Origin of the sequence: Rhizobium sp. Root1204, assembly GCF_001424965.1 — a bacterium.
GTDB lineage: Bacteria > Pseudomonadota > Alphaproteobacteria > Rhizobiales > Rhizobiaceae > Pararhizobium.
The window spans coordinates 97,454-112,525 of sequence record NZ_LMCZ01000034.1 but is presented as its reverse complement, the minus strand read 5'-3'; the positions used below and the strand labels follow the sequence as shown (position 1 = coordinate 112,525).

The 15,072-nt window shown below is 59.9% G+C and carries 14 protein-coding genes; 2 read left to right on the top strand and 12 right to left on the bottom strand.

Annotation, left to right across the window (positions count from 1 at the left end; translation table 11 throughout):
- Positions 1 to 12: 12 nt before the first annotated feature.
- The 5 genes from ASC96_RS21700 to dusB form a co-directional block, all read right to left on the bottom strand.
- The gene (locus tag ASC96_RS21700; RefSeq protein ID WP_060505181.1) at positions 13 to 1,377 is read right to left on the bottom strand and encodes a sigma-54 dependent transcriptional regulator; all 1,365 of its coding nucleotides are present in this window, start codon (positions 1,375 to 1,377) and stop codon (positions 13 to 15) included.
- The gene (locus tag ASC96_RS21695) at positions 1,367 to 3,640 is read right to left on the bottom strand and encodes a PAS domain-containing sensor histidine kinase (RefSeq protein WP_060505180.1); all 2,274 of its coding nucleotides are present in this window, start codon (positions 3,638 to 3,640) and stop codon (positions 1,367 to 1,369) included. The genes ASC96_RS21700 and ASC96_RS21695 overlap by 11 nt, the downstream gene beginning before the upstream one ends.
- 222 nt (positions 3,641 to 3,862) lie before the next feature.
- Positions 3,863 to 5,317 (bottom strand): nitrogen regulation protein NR(I), encoded by a 1,455-nt coding sequence (gene ntrC, locus ASC96_RS21690; RefSeq protein WP_060505179.1) that lies wholly within the window; start codon positions 5,315 to 5,317, stop codon positions 3,863 to 3,865.
- Positions 5,314 to 6,471, bottom strand: coding sequence for a nitrogen regulation protein NR(II) (locus tag ASC96_RS21685; protein ID WP_060505178.1), 1,158 nt, complete (start codon positions 6,469 to 6,471; stop codon positions 5,314 to 5,316). The genes ntrC and ASC96_RS21685 overlap by 4 nt, the downstream gene beginning before the upstream one ends.
- The gene (gene dusB / locus ASC96_RS21680; RefSeq protein WP_060505177.1) at positions 6,468 to 7,493 is read right to left on the bottom strand and encodes a tRNA dihydrouridine synthase DusB; all 1,026 of its coding nucleotides are present in this window, start codon (positions 7,491 to 7,493) and stop codon (positions 6,468 to 6,470) included. Before dusB ends, ASC96_RS21685 begins: the two co-directional genes overlap by 4 nt.
- A gap of 245 nt (positions 7,494 to 7,738) precedes the next feature.
- On the opposite strand from dusB, the gene ASC96_RS21675 reads away from it, so the two are divergent.
- Positions 7,739 to 8,953 carry a bifunctional 2-C-methyl-D-erythritol 4-phosphate cytidylyltransferase/2-C-methyl-D-erythritol 2,4-cyclodiphosphate synthase gene (locus ASC96_RS21675; RefSeq protein WP_060505176.1) on the top strand — a complete coding sequence of 405 codons (1,215 nt, stop codon included), beginning with the start codon at positions 7,739 to 7,741 and terminating at the stop codon, positions 8,951 to 8,953.
- Complete coding sequence (locus ASC96_RS21670; RefSeq protein ID WP_060505175.1) at positions 8,950 to 9,450, top strand: CinA family protein; 501 nt, start codon at positions 8,950 to 8,952, stop codon at positions 9,448 to 9,450. Before ASC96_RS21675 ends, ASC96_RS21670 begins: the two co-directional genes overlap by 4 nt.
- Before the next feature lie 8 nt (positions 9,451 to 9,458).
- On the opposite strand, the gene ASC96_RS21665 is transcribed toward ASC96_RS21670, so the two are convergent.
- The 7 genes from ASC96_RS21665 to ASC96_RS21635 all read right to left on the bottom strand — a co-directional run bounded on the left by ASC96_RS21665 (position 9,459) and on the right by ASC96_RS21635 (position 14,938).
- Complete coding sequence (locus tag ASC96_RS21665; protein ID WP_060505174.1) at positions 9,459 to 9,911, bottom strand: type II toxin-antitoxin system RatA family toxin; 453 nt, start codon at positions 9,909 to 9,911, stop codon at positions 9,459 to 9,461.
- Between the two features lie 48 nt (positions 9,912 to 9,959).
- Positions 9,960 to 10,544: an AAA family ATPase gene (locus tag ASC96_RS21660; protein WP_060505173.1), complete on the bottom strand. Its 585-nt coding sequence runs from the start codon at positions 10,542 to 10,544 to the stop codon at positions 9,960 to 9,962.
- Positions 10,534 to 11,115 (bottom strand): AAA family ATPase, encoded by a 582-nt coding sequence (locus ASC96_RS21655; RefSeq protein WP_060505619.1) that lies wholly within the window; start codon positions 11,113 to 11,115, stop codon positions 10,534 to 10,536. Before ASC96_RS21655 ends, ASC96_RS21660 begins: the two co-directional genes overlap by 11 nt.
- A 65-nt stretch (positions 11,116 to 11,180) precedes the next feature.
- Positions 11,181 to 12,158 (bottom strand): lipoyl synthase, encoded by a 978-nt coding sequence (lipA, locus tag ASC96_RS21650; RefSeq protein ID WP_060505618.1) that lies wholly within the window; start codon positions 12,156 to 12,158, stop codon positions 11,181 to 11,183.
- A gap of 90 nt (positions 12,159 to 12,248) precedes the next feature.
- Positions 12,249 to 13,694 carry a dihydrolipoyl dehydrogenase gene (gene lpdA, locus ASC96_RS21645; RefSeq protein WP_060505172.1) on the bottom strand — a complete coding sequence of 482 codons (1,446 nt, stop codon included), beginning with the start codon at positions 13,692 to 13,694 and terminating at the stop codon, positions 12,249 to 12,251.
- Positions 13,695 to 13,714: 20 nt separating this feature from the next.
- Entirely contained in the window at positions 13,715 to 14,296 is a 582-nt protein-coding gene (locus tag ASC96_RS21640; protein ID WP_060505171.1) for a GNAT family N-acetyltransferase, read from the bottom strand.
- On the bottom strand, positions 14,297 to 14,938 hold the full coding sequence (locus tag ASC96_RS21635) for an SGNH/GDSL hydrolase family protein (RefSeq protein WP_112834678.1): 642 nt from the start codon (positions 14,936 to 14,938) through the stop codon (positions 14,297 to 14,299).
- Positions 14,939 to 15,072 lie beyond the last annotated feature (134 nt).

The window sequence follows — 15,072 nt, the reverse complement described above, 5'->3', positions numbered from 1 at the left end:
TGGAAGCGTTTTTCAGACGCCGAGCGATTTCAACTTGCGATGCAACGCCGAGCGCTCCATGCCGACGAATTCCGCGGTGCGGGAAATATTGCCGCCGAAACGGTTGATCTGTGCGATCAGGTAATCCCGCTCGAACATTTCGCGCGCTTCCCGCAGCGGCAACGTCATGATGTGATGATCGCCCTGCGCCGAAATTTTCGGCAGGCTGTCGCCGACTTCGCTCGGCAGCATGTCGGCCGAGATCGCCGTATCCGGACCATCGCTGCGAGCGAGAATCATCAACCGCTCGATATTGTTACGCAACTGCCGGATATTGCCCGGCCAGTCATGTGATTGCAGTACCGCCAGCGCATCGTCGCCGATCTTGCGGGTGCGGATACCCGCCTGCTCACTGATCTGGCGCATGAACATGTCGACTAGGAACGGAATGTCCTCACGCCGCTCCGCCAGCGGCGGCACACGTACGGGGATCACCGCCAGCCGGTGATAGAGGTCCTCGCGAAAAGCGCCTTCGGCGATCTGGCTTTCCAGATTGTAGGCAGTCGAGGAAATGATGCGGACATCGACCTTGACGCGCTTGGAACCACCAACCCGTTCGAACTGCTGATCGACGAGAACACGCAGGATCTTGTTCTGCGTCTCGCGCGGCATTTCGCCGACTTCATCGAGGTAAAGCATGCCGCCATGGGCTTCCTCAAGCGCACCGGTCTTGCGCGGCTGGCCCGGAGTTCCCTCAGTGCCGAACAACGCAATTTCCATGCGATCGGGCGTGATCGCCGCCGCATTCAACGCCACGAACGGACCCCCGGCCCGCGAAGACTTGCGGTGGATCATCCGGGCAACCAGCTCCTTGCCGGAGCCGGATGGGCCGTTGATCATGATGCGGCTGTTGGTCGGCGCAACCTTCTCGATGGTCTGGCGCAGTTGAGAAACGGCAACCGAGGTTCCGATCAGCTCGACGGGATCGCCGGAGCGCTTCTTCAGCTCGGAGACTTCCTTCTTCAGCTTGGAATTTTCCAGCGCCCGTTCGGCAATCAGGATCAACCGGTCTGCCTTGAAGGGCTTTTCGATGAAGTCATAGGCGCCACGGCGGATTGCCGAAACGGCCGTCTCGATATTGCCGTGACCCGAAATCATCACCACCGGCAGATCCGGATAGCGGCTCTTGATCTCGTCGAGAAGCGCCAGGCCATCGAGCCGGCTGCCCTGCATCCATATATCCAGGAAGACAAGGCGCGGCACGCGATCGCTGATGGCGGCAAGCGCGCTGTCGCTGTCGAACGCGGTACGGGTTTCGTGCCCTTCGTCGGACAGGATGCCGGAGACGATCTCGCGAATGTCTTCTTCGTCGTCCACAACCAGAATGTCAGCCGCCATAGGAAGTATCCTTGTCTTGTCTGTCTTCAGTGCCACTGCTCTGTCCGGCCGGCGGCAAGATAATGCGAATCATGGCGCCTTGGCCGCGATCGAAATCGGCGGGTGCGTCATGCAGTTCCAATTGCCCGCCGTGGTCCTCGATGATCTTCTTGACGATCGCGAGGCCAAGGCCGGTGCCTTTTTCGCGCATCGTCATGTAGGGCTCGAGAATACGGTGTCTATTTTCGGTCGGCAGTCCCCGACCGTTGTCGATAATATCAACAACGAATTGGCCGCTCGTTTCATTCAATCGTGACCGCACCATCACCTTTCGATCGCCGCGAACAGCGTCTGCCGGCAAGGCCTCGATCGCCTCGACCGCGTTCTTGATGATGTTGCCGAAGGCCTGGCCCAGCATGCGGCTATCGAACGTGCCGTCGAGCGGTTCTTCACCGAGATCGCGGATAAAGGTCACATGGGTATTGCCCATCTCGCGCAGGAAGATTGCATCCTTGAGGATGTTGCGCAGATCGGCCTTTTCCTTGGTCGGCTTCGGCATGCGGGCAAACCCGGAGAATTCATCAACCATCCGGCCGATATCCTCGACCTGGCGGACGATTGTATCCGTACACTGGTCAAACACCGTGCGATCGTCCTGGTTGATCTGCTTACCATAGCGGCGCTTCAGCCGTTCGGCCGACAGTTGGATGGGCGTCAACGGGTTCTTGATTTCATGGGCGATGCGGCGGGCGACGTCGGCCCAGGCGGTCGAGCGCTGGGCGATCACGAGGTCGGTAATGTCATCGACGGTGATAACGTAGGAATCCTTGGCGTCGTGCGATTCCTCGCGCGTTACCTGCACATTCAACGTCCGCTCGGTGCCACCGCGCATGATGTTGATCTGCTTGCGATAGTCGTTGCGATGGCGGCTGGCGGCCTCATTGAGGACCTGCTCGATCTCGGGCGCTACATCAGCAAGCTTTTCACCGACCAGTTCCAGCGTCGTACGCGACAGGAAATGCTCCGAGGACGGATTGGCGATGGTGATGCGCCGGTCATCCTCGACACCAATTACGGCTGCCGTCACGCCTGAAAGCACAGCCTCGATGAACCGCCGCCGGTCATCCATCTCATCCTTCGCCTCAAGGATCTGGTCGCGCTGCGTACGGATTTCAGCGATCATCTTGTTGAAGGTGCGCGAAAGGCTGCCGACATCGCCATCCACTGCATGCACGGGCACGATGACATTCAGATTGCCGCTGGCCACGCTATCGGCGGCTCCGATCAGAAGCCGGATCGGGCGGACGATACGGTCGGCAACCGCAATAGCGGTCCAGATCGCCGCCAGAAGCACGATCAGAGCGAAACCGAGATAAAGCACCCCGAACGCCACCTGCAACGATGTCCGGCCAGCCTCGAGATTCTTATATTCGGCAGTATTCTCCTCCATCAGCCGCATCGAGCGCATGACCTTCGGATCGACGCTGCGCACGGTATAGAGATAAGCACCTTCGATATTGTCGATCGGGATGATCGCGCCGACAAGGTTGGTCACGCCAGGCGGAATAAGGGTCGGCTGGCCGGATACGGTGCTCAACAGCGCATCCTTCGGAATGGCCGGCAGCGGCCGCTCGGTCGGAATATTGGCCTGAAGGATTGGCGAACCATCGCCACGGACAAGGAAAGCGCCGAGCATGCCGCGCCCACGGGCCTGGCGTGTCATCAACTCGATAAAGCCCGTGCGGTCGAGGCTGTAAAGCTGGCGGTTGCGCTCCAGGTCATTGGCCATGGAGACGGTCTGTCCCTGCAGGTAGCTGGCATTTTCCATCATATAGGCCTGCGCCACGTCAAGCGACGACCTGACGATCGATTGCGTGCGCAGGGAAAACCAGCGGTCGAGACCAACATCGAGCGTGATGCTGGCAAAGATCGCCACCAGGATTGCCGGCGTGATTGCAACGATCGAAAACAGCGCGACGATGCGCACATGCAGCCGTGCTGCCGCCCTGCCTCGGCTACGCGCCTTCAATAGGCGCAGGATCTCCCGGCCGATCAGAAACAGCAGTCCGATGACAAACAACGCATTGATCGCCGCCGAACCGATAATGACATTGGTTTCCGGCCTGATCGGGGTAAGCCCGAGTAGAATCAGCAGCGATATGATCGCGCAGACCAGGGCTCCGGTTGCCAGCAACAGACCTGGCAATGCGAAAGATGCACGCCGGTCATGGCCGATCACGGCAACGTCGTCTTTCGCCATCGGCTCAATCAGCCCTTCGGCCATCAGAAATGCATCCCCCGCCCCGGCTCGCTTTCGATCGGAAAGCGGCGGGCATTTTTTTTACGCGCCATGGTCAAGAAATTGACCGCCATGACCCGATCGACTCCCTGCTTTCCAATGCAAGGAGGCCAGATCCGGCGGATGACGAGCGGAAAGAATCACCGTCATCCGTGTGCTTTCTAAGCAACATATTGTGGCGAAAATGCAACGCTTCTGTGAGGCAAGTCAAGCGCTACGTGAGCTGCGGTAAACCGAAACCCCAAGCTCGCGGATTTTCTTGCGCAGGGTGTTCCGGTTCAGGCCGAGCAGGTCGGCCGCCTTGATCTGGTTACCTCGCGTTGCCGTCAGGGCAGCCAGAATAAGCGGATATTCCATTTCGGCGAGCACACGGTCATACAGGCCGGCCGGCGGCAGCCCCTCGCCAAATCCGGCAAAATATTGCCGCATATTCTCCTCCACCGCCTGCGAAATCGACATTGATCCCGATCGGCCCGGCGTCTTCTCGATCGGGCTGTCGGGAATGTCGGAACGCAGCTCCGTTTCGATGATTTCGCGGGTGATGACGTCCTGTGGATAAAGTGCAGTCAGGCGGCGCACGACGTTTTCCAGTTCACGCACGTTGCCGGGCCACGGGTGGGCCTTCATCAGCTCCAGCGCCTCTTGATCGAAGCGTTTGACATCGAGGCCTTCCTTTTCGGCCTGCTGGACGAAATGGCGGACGAGATCGGGGATATCCTCGGCGCGGTCGCGCAGCGGCGGCAGCCGTAGCGGCACGACATTGAGCCGGTAGTAAAGATCTTCGCGGAACAGGCCCTGGTTGATCGACTGCTTCAGATCCTTGTTGGTCGCAGCAACAATGCGCACGTCGGAGCGGATCGGCGTGCGGCCGCCGACCGTCGTATATTCGCCCTGCTGCAACACGCGCAGCAGACGTGTCTGCGCATCCATCGGCATGTCGCCGATTTCGTCAAGAAACAGCGTGCCGCCTTCGGCCTGTTCGAAGCGGCCGGTCGAACGGTTCTGCGCGCCGGTGAAGGCGCCCTTCTCGTGGCCGAACAATTCCGATTCGATCAGGTCGCGCGGGATCGCCGCCATGTTAATCGCAACAAAAGGACCGTTGCGGCGCTTGCCGTAATCGTGCAACGCCTTGGCAACCAGTTCCTTGCCGGTACCGGATTCGCCGGTGATCATCAGCGTCAGATCAGTCTGCATCAACCGAGCAAGGACGCGGTAAATTTCCTGCATGGCGGCAGAGCGGCCGACCAGCGGCATGCCATCTTGCGTGTCGTCTTCGTGCTTGACCGGCTTGCGCTTCGGCTCTGCAAGAGCGCGGCCGATGATGGCGATCAGTTCGGTCAGATCGAATGGTTTCGGCAGATAATCATAGGCGCCTTTTTCAGAGGCCTTGATTGCCGTCATGAACGTGTTCTGGGCGCTCATTACCAGAACCGGCAGATCCGGCCGCGCCTTCTTGATGCGCGGCAAGAGATCGAAGGCATTTTCGTCGGGCATGACAACGTCGGTCACAACAAGATCGCCATCGCCGGCCGATATCCACCGCCACAGCGTCGCTGCATTGGAGGTGATGCGAACGTCATAACCGGCGCGGCTCAGCGCCTGGTTGAGAACGGTACGGATGGCTGCGTCGTCATCAGCGACGAGGATAGTGGCGCCAGTCATCGGGATTGTCCTTTTACAATAGCCAGAGGCTCGCTGTCTTCGGCGGTCGGGCCTTTCGACGCGGGCATCAGAACACGGAATGTCGTACGGCTCGACTGGCTGTCGCACTCGACGATGCCGCCATGGCCGCCAATGATCTTGGCGACGAGGGCGAGGCCGAGGCCGGAGCCGTTGGTCTTGGTGGTAATGAACGGATCGAACAGATGCGGCACCAGATCGGCGGGCACACCCGGTCCGTTGTCATGGACGCAGAACTCAAGCGGCAGCGAAATCTTTTCCCGCGTTCCGGCAACCGATAGGCGGATGCCGGGCCGATAGGCCGTCGTCAGCATGATCTCGCCATCCGGCTTATCGGCAACCGCTTCCGCCGCGTTCTTGATCAGGTTGAGAAACACCTGGATCAGTTGGTCGCGATTGGCATAGACCGGCGGCAGAGACGGGTCGTAATTCTCGGTAATCCGGATCTTCCGGGCAAAGCCAGCCTTGGCGATGGCCTTTACGTGATCGAGCACCGAGTGAATGTTAACCGGGTGACGATCGACCGGCCGCTCGTCGGAAAACACTTCCATGCGATCGACCAGCGAAACGATGCGGTCCGTCTCATCGCAGATCAGCCGCGTCAGCGCCCGGTCCTCATCGTTGACCGATGTTTCAAGCAGCTGGGCTGCACCGCGGATACCCGATAACGGGTTCTTGATCTCGTGGGCCAACATCGAGGCCAGTCCCGTCACCGAGCGGGCAGCTGCGCGGTGGGTCAGCTGCCGGTCGATCTTGTCGGCCATCGAGCGTTCCTGGAAGACGATCACGACGGAACCCGGCTCGGACAGAACCGGCGCAACATAGAGATCGACAAGCTTGTCGGCGCCCAGCCGCGGCGAACTCAGATCGACCCGGTACTCGTTGACGGCGGCACGCCGTTCGCGGACCTGCTCGATCAGCGTCAGAAGCGGGCTGCCAAATGGAATGAAGGCGCTGATATCGTGGCGGGCGAGATAATTGGCGCTGGCGCCAAAGAATGCCTCCGCCTCCCAGTTCGCAAAGGCGACGAGACCCTTCTCGTCGACGAGGATCACCGGGTTCTGGATGGCATTCAGAACCGCCATCGGCAGCGAATTGACGGCCTTGCGCTCATCATCGCCTATCTTGTCGGTCATGCTGCATCCTTTTCTTCGCCCAAGGCGCACCCTGCCGCAATGGCGGCCACCGCGCCGGACAAGGCGATGGCAGGATCAGTGGAGGTCATGATTGCCGCCTTCTCCTGCGCAGCAAGCTGCGGCGCAAATCGGCTGAGATACCAGCCGAGATGTTTTCGCGCATGACGAAGGCCGATATCGGTTCCGTAGAACTCCAGCATCATACCGTAGTGCTCCGCCACGATTTCAGCGATCTCCGCGGCACCCGGATGTTCAACTGCGCTCGCAAGCACGCCCGCATGCCAGGGCCGCCCCTGACTGGAGCGCCCGATCATCACCGCCTCGGCGCCGGAACGCTGGAGAATTTCGTTGGCGTCTTCCCGCGTTGCCACATCGCCATTGGCGACCAATGGTATGGAAATCACATCACGAACGGCGTGGATCGCATCCCAATCGGCATGGCCGTTATAGAACTGCATGCGGGTGCGGCCATGAATGGTGATCATCTGAACACCAGCATCCTGCGCCCGTTTGGCGATCAACGGGGCATTGATGGAGTTTTCGTCCCAGCCCAGGCGCATCTTCAGCGTCACGGGCACATCGACGGCCTTCACCGTTGCCTCGATCAGTGACAGGGCATGATCGGGATCGCGCATCAGCGCCGAGCCGGAATAGCCACCCGTCACCTTCTTGGCCGGACACCCCATATTGATGTCAATGACATCCGCGCCGTTGTCCGCAGCGATCTTCGCCGCTTCACCCATCCAGTAGGCCTCGCGTCCAGCCAGCTGCACCATATGCGGATCGATGCCCGAGCTCTTCAGCCGAGACCAGCTTTCCGATGCGTTGCCGACCAGTTCGCGGCTTGCTACCATTTCAGTGACGACCAAGCCCGCGCCAAACCGCCAGGCCAATTGCCGGAAGGGCAAATCCGTCACACCCGACATCGGCGCAAGCACGACACGGTTTCTAAAGGAGAGCCCGCCAACCCGGAACGGGGAGGACAAATCCGGTACCTGCAAATGATTATCTTTCGAGCACATCTCTATTCTGCACTATTTTTAGACATACTTGGCGAACTTGCCAAGCGATTTCAGAGCCTCGCCACAAAATTTCCCGAACAACTGGTAAAGCCTCACCCTTCGCGGTAAATCACCACAACGATTTGAAGCTTCGCCTGCCGGACCGGCATGCGCCTGATATTTGACTGAGTCTGGAGCGAGAGACCTGTCCGTGTGCTCGCTATCGAGCCCGGGCGGCGGCCTATTTGCAGGAACCCATATAGAAGATGCACGCAAAAGAACAGTTTTCCTGTGGTGTCGTCATTGTCGCTGCCGGGCGGGGTGAACGCGCAGGCTCGCCGCAAGACGGGCCGAAGCAATATCGCCCGATCGGCGGGCTGCCGGTTATGACCCATACGCTTGACGTTTTTGCGACATGGCCGAGGAAAACGGCGATCGTCGTCGTCATTCATCCCGATGACGAAGCTCTGTTTGCTCAGGCATGCAATCTTGTGTCAGGCGATACTTCAAACATTACATTCGTCCATGGCGGGCCGGCGCGGCAACTTTCGGTGCTGGCGGGACTGAAAGCGCTGGAACAGGCCGACATCACCCACGTAATGATTCATGACGCCGTGCGGCCGTTCATCGACCATGCTCTGCTTGACCGCTGTGTTTCAACGTTGAGCGAAGGTGCCGATGCCCTGCTGCCGGCGGTCGCGGTTGCCGATACGTTGAAACGTGGGTCTGCGGATGGAAAGGTTTTGGAGACGGTGCCGAGAGCAGGCCTCTACGGCGCCCAGACGCCCCAGTGCTTCCGCTTCGCGCCGATCCTGGAAGCTCATATCAACGCCGCCGCCTCCGGCCGCGCCGATTTTACCGATGACGCTTCGATCGCCGAATGGGCCGGAATGCCCGTGACGCTGATCGAAGGATCGGTCGACAATGTGAAACTGACGATCAAACGGGATATTACCATGGCCGATGAAAAACTGAACCGGAACGCACTCCCGGACGTCCGAACCGGGAATGGTTACGATGTACATCAGCTGGTCGATGGCGACGGCGTGACGCTCTGCGGTATCTTCATGCCGCATGACCAGACACTGCTCGGCCATTCCGATGCCGACGTCGCCCTGCATGCCTTGACCGACGCCCTGCTTGCCACCTGCGGTGCGGGCGATATCGGCGATCATTTTCCACCGTCCGATCCGCAATGGAAGGGCGCCGCCTCGCGCATCTTTCTGGAACACGCGGCAAAAGTCGTCCGCGACAAGGGGGGCACGATCATGAATGCCGATGTCTCGTTGATTGCCGAGGCCCCGAAGATCGGCCCACACCGGCTGGCGATGCGGGAAAACCTCGCAGATATGCTCGGCATTTCGCTGGATCGCTGCTCGGTCAAAGCGACGACCAACGAGCAAATCGGCTTCATCGGCCGCCGCGAAGGCATTGCAGCAATCGCCACAGCAACGGTTGTCTATGCGGGAGGCATCAAATGAGCGGATGGCCGGAGGATATCGCAGCCAAGGCAGACCGGCTGATCGCCGCCTTTTCGAAACGTGGCCTGATGGTCGCCACGGCCGAATCCTGCACCGGCGGCCTGATCGCCGGTGTTCTGACGGAAATTCCGGGTTCCTCGTCAGTGGTCGATCGCGGCTTCGTCACCTATTCCAACGATGCAAAGATCCAGATGCTCGGAGTCAACACGGCGACGCTTGAAACGCACGGCGCCGTTTCGCGCCAGACGGCAATCGAGATGGTGCGCGGCGCACTCAGCCACTCGAAGGCGGACTTGGCCGTTGCCGTCACCGGCGTTGCCGGTCCGGGGGGCGGATCGGCCGATAAACCGGTCGGACTGGTGCATCTGGCGGCAACCAGCCGTGCCGGCAACGTTCTTCACCGCGAAATGCGCTACGGCGATATCGGCCGCGACGCGGTCAGGCTGGCCACGGTGCGCACGGCACTTGATATGCTGGAAGAAGCAGCAGCAAGCTGACGTTTCCGCTATACGGTCGCATAGATCGTATCGGCGCGCTTCTCGAACGCTTCGGAAAACATCCGGAATGCCCGGTCGAACATCGACCCCATCAGCGCGCCGAGAATACGGCTCTTGAATTCGTAGTCGATAAAGAAGTTGACGGAACAGCCGCCCTCACCCAACGCTTCGAAACTCCAACGATTGTCGAGATATTTGAACGGTCCATCGATATATTTGACGTCGATCACGCGCTCGGCTTTGTTGAGCAGAACCTGTGTGGTGAACGTCTCGCGGATCGCCTTGTAGCCGACGGTCATATCCGCCACGAGCAGCTCCTTGCCGTCACGCTCCTTGCGCGAACGCACGGTCAGCGCCTCGCAAAGCGGCAGAAATTGCGGGTATTTTTCAACATCGGCGATCAGATCGAACATCTGTTCGGGTGAATGCTTGACGGGCCGGCGGGTCTCGAATTGTGGCATGGCGTTCAGATATTCAATGATTTCGCGAAAAACAAGATGTGGTTGGTATCAAGCGCGAGAAGAAGACGCGTGATGAGCGACATGCTTCAGCAGGCGTCGTGTTTCGCCGTGCGACCGGACAATGAACACCGGCACGTCAGAACCATAATCCGCCAGCTTCTGTTCGATCTCAGGGCTTTCCGTCTTCTCGAAATTCCAGACGTAGGACAGGAATTCCAGCGTCAGGCGCTCAGGGCAGTTCGCGGCCATTTCCGGGCGTGTCTTGCCGCGCAACCGGACCCAGCGGCTGATGACACCATAAAGCGAAACATGGCGGGGCGGACGCATCCAGATGACGAGATCGGTGCGCGGCAGGCGCAGCGGCAAAGTGCCAGGGCTTGTGCCGTCCATGATCCATCGTGGTTGCTCCACTGCCCGCTCGACAATCGCAAGCGCGTCGGCTCTCGGGCGCGGTATCCAGCCCGACATCCAGAAAACGTCGCGGTCCATGGAGACATACGGAAGCACAAACAGTCTGGAAAGCGCCTGCGCCAAAGTGCTCTTGCCGCTACCGGAACAACCGATCATGAGAACGCGATCGGCGGTCCGAAGGGCCTCCGCCGTCCGTTCAACATTCAAACGCTTATTCGACATTGCTGGCTTCCTGCAGGGTCTGGGTCAATGCACGTATGTCCCGGCGGCTTTTCAGTGTCAGGACGGGAATCTCCTGCGCGTAACGGTCAAGCATCTGGACAATCACGGGGGAAACGCGCTGTTCGAAATTCCAGATATAGGAGAGGAATTCACGATCCGGCAGCTGTTCAGGACAACCCGGAGCCATGTCGGGGCGCACGCGGCCAAAGCTCGACGCGACCCGGCAGACAAGTCCCCAAAGGCAGACGCGCCGCGGTACCCGAACCCAGACAACCAGATCGGTTCTTGGAAACCGCAGGTCAAATGTGGAGGGTCCGCTGCCGTCCATGATCCAGCGATCCTGCGCAACACAGGCTGCGATCAGAGCACGCTCTTCGGCTTTCGGCCGCTTGATCCAGCCGGGCAACCAGAAAAAATCCCGGTCCATCGAGACGTAAGGCAGATCGAGTTTTTCGGACAGCTTTCTTGACAGCGTGCTCTTGCCGCCGCCTGAGCAGCCGATCACCAGGATGCGGCTTGCCTGCCGCAAACGCGGCAAGGCATCTTCGGTGTCCGGAATATAGGAGGGCATGACGGCTCCAAACATGTGAGCCGCGCACCATAAAGTTCAAATCCAGATTGGCAACCTGCCAAGGATTATCCGGCGGCTACCGCCAGCTTCTTCTCGCGGTTTGCCTTCAGCCGGGCGAAATCGTCGCCGGCATGGTGCGACGAGCGGGTCAGTGGGCTGGAGGCAACCATCAGGAAGCCCTTGGTATAGGCGACGGTCTCATAGGACTTGAATTCTTCCGGCGTGACAAAGCTCATGACCTGATGATGCTTGCGGGTCGGCTGCAGGTACTGGCCGATGGTCATGAAGTCGACATCCGCCGTGCGCAGATCGTCCATCAACTGCAGCACTTCGTTGCGCTCTTCGCCAAGGCCAACCATGATGCCGGACTTGGTGAACATCGTCGGATCGAGTTCCTTGACCCGCTGCAGAAGCCGGATCGAATGGAAGTAACGGGCGCCCGGACGAACCGTCAGATAGTTGCCCGGAACTGTTTCCATGTTGTGGTTGAAGACGTCGGGCTTGGCGGCGACGACGCGCTCCAGCGCACCGGGCTTCTTCAGGAAGTCGGGTGTCAGGATTTCGATGGTCGTCAATGGAGATGCGGCGCGGATGGCCCAGATCACCTTTTCGAAATGCTCGGCGCCGCCGTCGGCCAGATCGTCACGGTCGACCGAGGTGATGACGACGTGCGACAGGCCCATCTGCTTGACGGCCTTGGCAACGTTCTCCGGCTCGGCCATATCCAGCGCGTTCGGCTTGCCTGTGGAGACATTGCAGAAGGCGCAGGCGCGGGTACAGATTTCGCCCATGATCATGAAGGTCGCGTGCTTCTTGTCCCAGCACTCACCGATATTCGGGCAGCCCGCCTCTTCGCAGACCGTGACAAGCTTGTGCTCCTTCACGATCGACTTGGTTTCAGCATACCCTTTCGAGGTCGGCGCCTTGACGCGGATCCACTCCGGCTTGCGCAGCATCTCGGTATCGGGCTTATGGGCCTTTTCCGGGTGGCGAACGCGCGGGGCATCGGGATCAAGAGTGGTTCGGTCGAGGATCGTGACCATCATGCTTCCATTTTTGCTTCAAGCGCAACAGCGCGCCCTTCGGGCCAGACAGAGTGACCCGCCTTCAGATGGAGGCGAGCCCTAGCACAATCAAGCGTTCAGTGCACGCCCATAGGCATCGAGCACGCTTTCCTTCAACGTTTCCGAAATCGTCGGGTGCGGGAAGATCGTGTGCATCAGGTCTTCCTCGGTTGTTTCGAGGTTCATGGCAACGACAAAACCCTGAATCAGTTCGGTGACTTCGGCGCCAACCAGATGCGCACCGAGCAGTTCGCCGGTCTTCTTGTCGAAGATGGTCTTCACCAGCCCCTGGTCTTCACCAAGCGCGATCGCCTTGCCGTTCGCGACAAACGGGAAGCGGCCAACGCGAATGTCGCGGCCTTCGGCCTTGGCCTTGGCTTCCGTCAGACCAACGGAGGCAACCTGCGGGTTGCAATAGGTGCAGCCCGGAATCTTCAGCTTGTCCATCGGATGAACGTTCGGCAGGCCGGCGATCTTTTCGACGCAGATGACGGCTTCATGCTCTGCCTTGTGGGCCAGCATCGGCGGGCCGGCAACGTCGCCGATCGCGTAGACGCCCGGCACGTTGGTCTTGCCGTAACCGTCGATGACGATGCAGCCGCGATCAGTCTTGACGCCGAGCGCCTCGAGACCGAGGTTCTCGATATTGCCCTGGACGCCGACAGCCGAAATCATCCGGTCAGCAGTGATCTTCTCGACCGAGCCGTCCTTCTTCTCGACATGGGCCGTCACCGAGTTGGCGGCCTTCTCGACCTTCGTCACCTTGGCATCAAGGATGATCTTCATGCCCTGCTTGTCGAACTGCTTCTTGGCGAAGGCGGAGATTTCGGCATCCTCGACCGGCATGACCTGGCTCATGACCTCAACCACGGTCACATCGACGCCCATGGTCCGGTAGAACGAGGCAAATTCGATGCCGATGGCGCCGGAGCCCATAACCAGCAGCGACTTCGGCATTTCTTCCGGCTTCATCGCCTCGAAATAGGTCCAGATCAGCTTGCCATCCGGCTCGATGCCCGGCAGCGCGCGCGGACGGGCGCCGGTGGCGACGATGATATGCTTGGCGGTGTAGGTGCCCTCGCCCAAAGTGTTCTTCGGGATCGGACCCTGCGGCTGGACGATCGCCTTGGTGGTCTTGGCAACGACGATCTCGTTGGCCTTGGTGAGCTTGGCCTCGCCCCAGATCACGTCGACCTTGTTCTTCTTCATCAGGAAGGCGACGCCGCCATTCATGCGTTCGGCAATGCCGCGTGAACGCTTGACGATGGCCTGCAGATCCGGCGAAATCTTGCCTTCGAGCGTCAGGCCATAGTTCTTCGCGTGCTCTGCAAGGTGCAGTACTTCGGCAGAGCGCAGCAGCGCCTTGGTCGGGATACAGCCCCAGTTGGAGCAGATGCCGGCCAGATGCTCGCGCTCGACCACGGCTACCTTCAGGCCCAGCTGGGCTGCGCGGATGGCCGCGATATAGCCGCCGGGGCCGGAACCGATCACGATGACGTCGTAGGAGTTTGCCATTCTTGTTTCCTGCCTCTTCCTTAGGTCATGTTCCGGGCCAGCAAAACCCATTCATGCCTTTTGCTATCCTCAAAGAGCGGCACGGCTGCAAGCCTCGCCTTCTCCGCAAATCCGTTGGCTGCATAGAGCGCCAGCGCCGTGTCATTATGGCTTTCGGTGATCAGGCTGACCTGCCTGCCCTTGGCCTTATCGATTTCGTGGGTCAACAGTGCCCGTCCGATACCCTTGCCGCGATGGTGCCGGTAGACACCCAGACTGTCGATGAACCGGCTGCCGATCACCATGACCTGCAACTCCAGCAACGGCTTGATCACCGGATGCGGCGCGATCATCTCGCGCACGGTCTCATCCAGATCGTAGCCGATCGAAACGCCGGCAATCTCATTGTTCCATTCGGCCAGTGTCGCATCTTTCCAGGCGCCCGGCTCGTCATCCATCCGCATCCGCGACCGCCCCTGCTCCATGGCGGTATCCTTGGTTCCGCGCATCACGGCGCCGTGCCAAAGCCAGGTCGCAAAACCATGCGAGGCGATATCGACCAGGATGGCCAGATCTGCCGCATCCCACCGTTCCGCCGCCCGCAAATGCAAGGCCGCCGTCATTCAGAGCCCGAGCATCATCCGGACCATCGGCTCAAGGCCGCGTCCGATGGCGCGTGTGTTTTCCGTGTCCAGATGCACCCCATCGAGCGGCGTTGTCCGCGCCACCGAACCGGCATCGAAAAATCCGCAACCGAGTTCGTCGGCCAGATCGGCATAAAGCGAGGCCAGCATCGATGACTGATCGATAGCGCCTGCATACATCGCCGCAAAATTAGCATTCGCCGTTTCGCAGATCACCGGCGGCGCAACGATCAGGATTTCAGGCGCTTCGGCCTGAACGTCCGGCCAGCTGTGGTGCCAGACGAGCTTGACCAGTCTCTCGATGCCCTTCACCGCGCCAAAAGCGGTTCCATGCACCAAGGGCTTCATATCGTTGGTGCCAAGCAGAAGAATAACCAAATCGACCGGGGCATGGGTCTGCAAGACGGTCGGCAGGATACGCACGCCGTTGCGGTCGCAATCAGCCAGATGGTCGTCGTAAGCCGTCGTGCGACCGTTCAGACCTTCGGCAATCACGTGCACGCCGCTGCCCAGCGCCTTCTGCAGGACACTTGGCCAGCGGTCGTCCAAGGCATGCCGCCCGCCGGTCTCGGCGTCATATCCCCAGGTCAGACTGTCACCATAGCAGAGGACTGTTTTCATCAAGATCGACCTTCAGCGAGCCAATGACCCGAAAACCTAAACTTCCCTGTACTTGTCACAGGAATCAAGTCACGCGACGCCGTCGCGTGAAAGAGTCTTCGCTCACGGACGTAAGCGGACACCCTCCCCGCGAG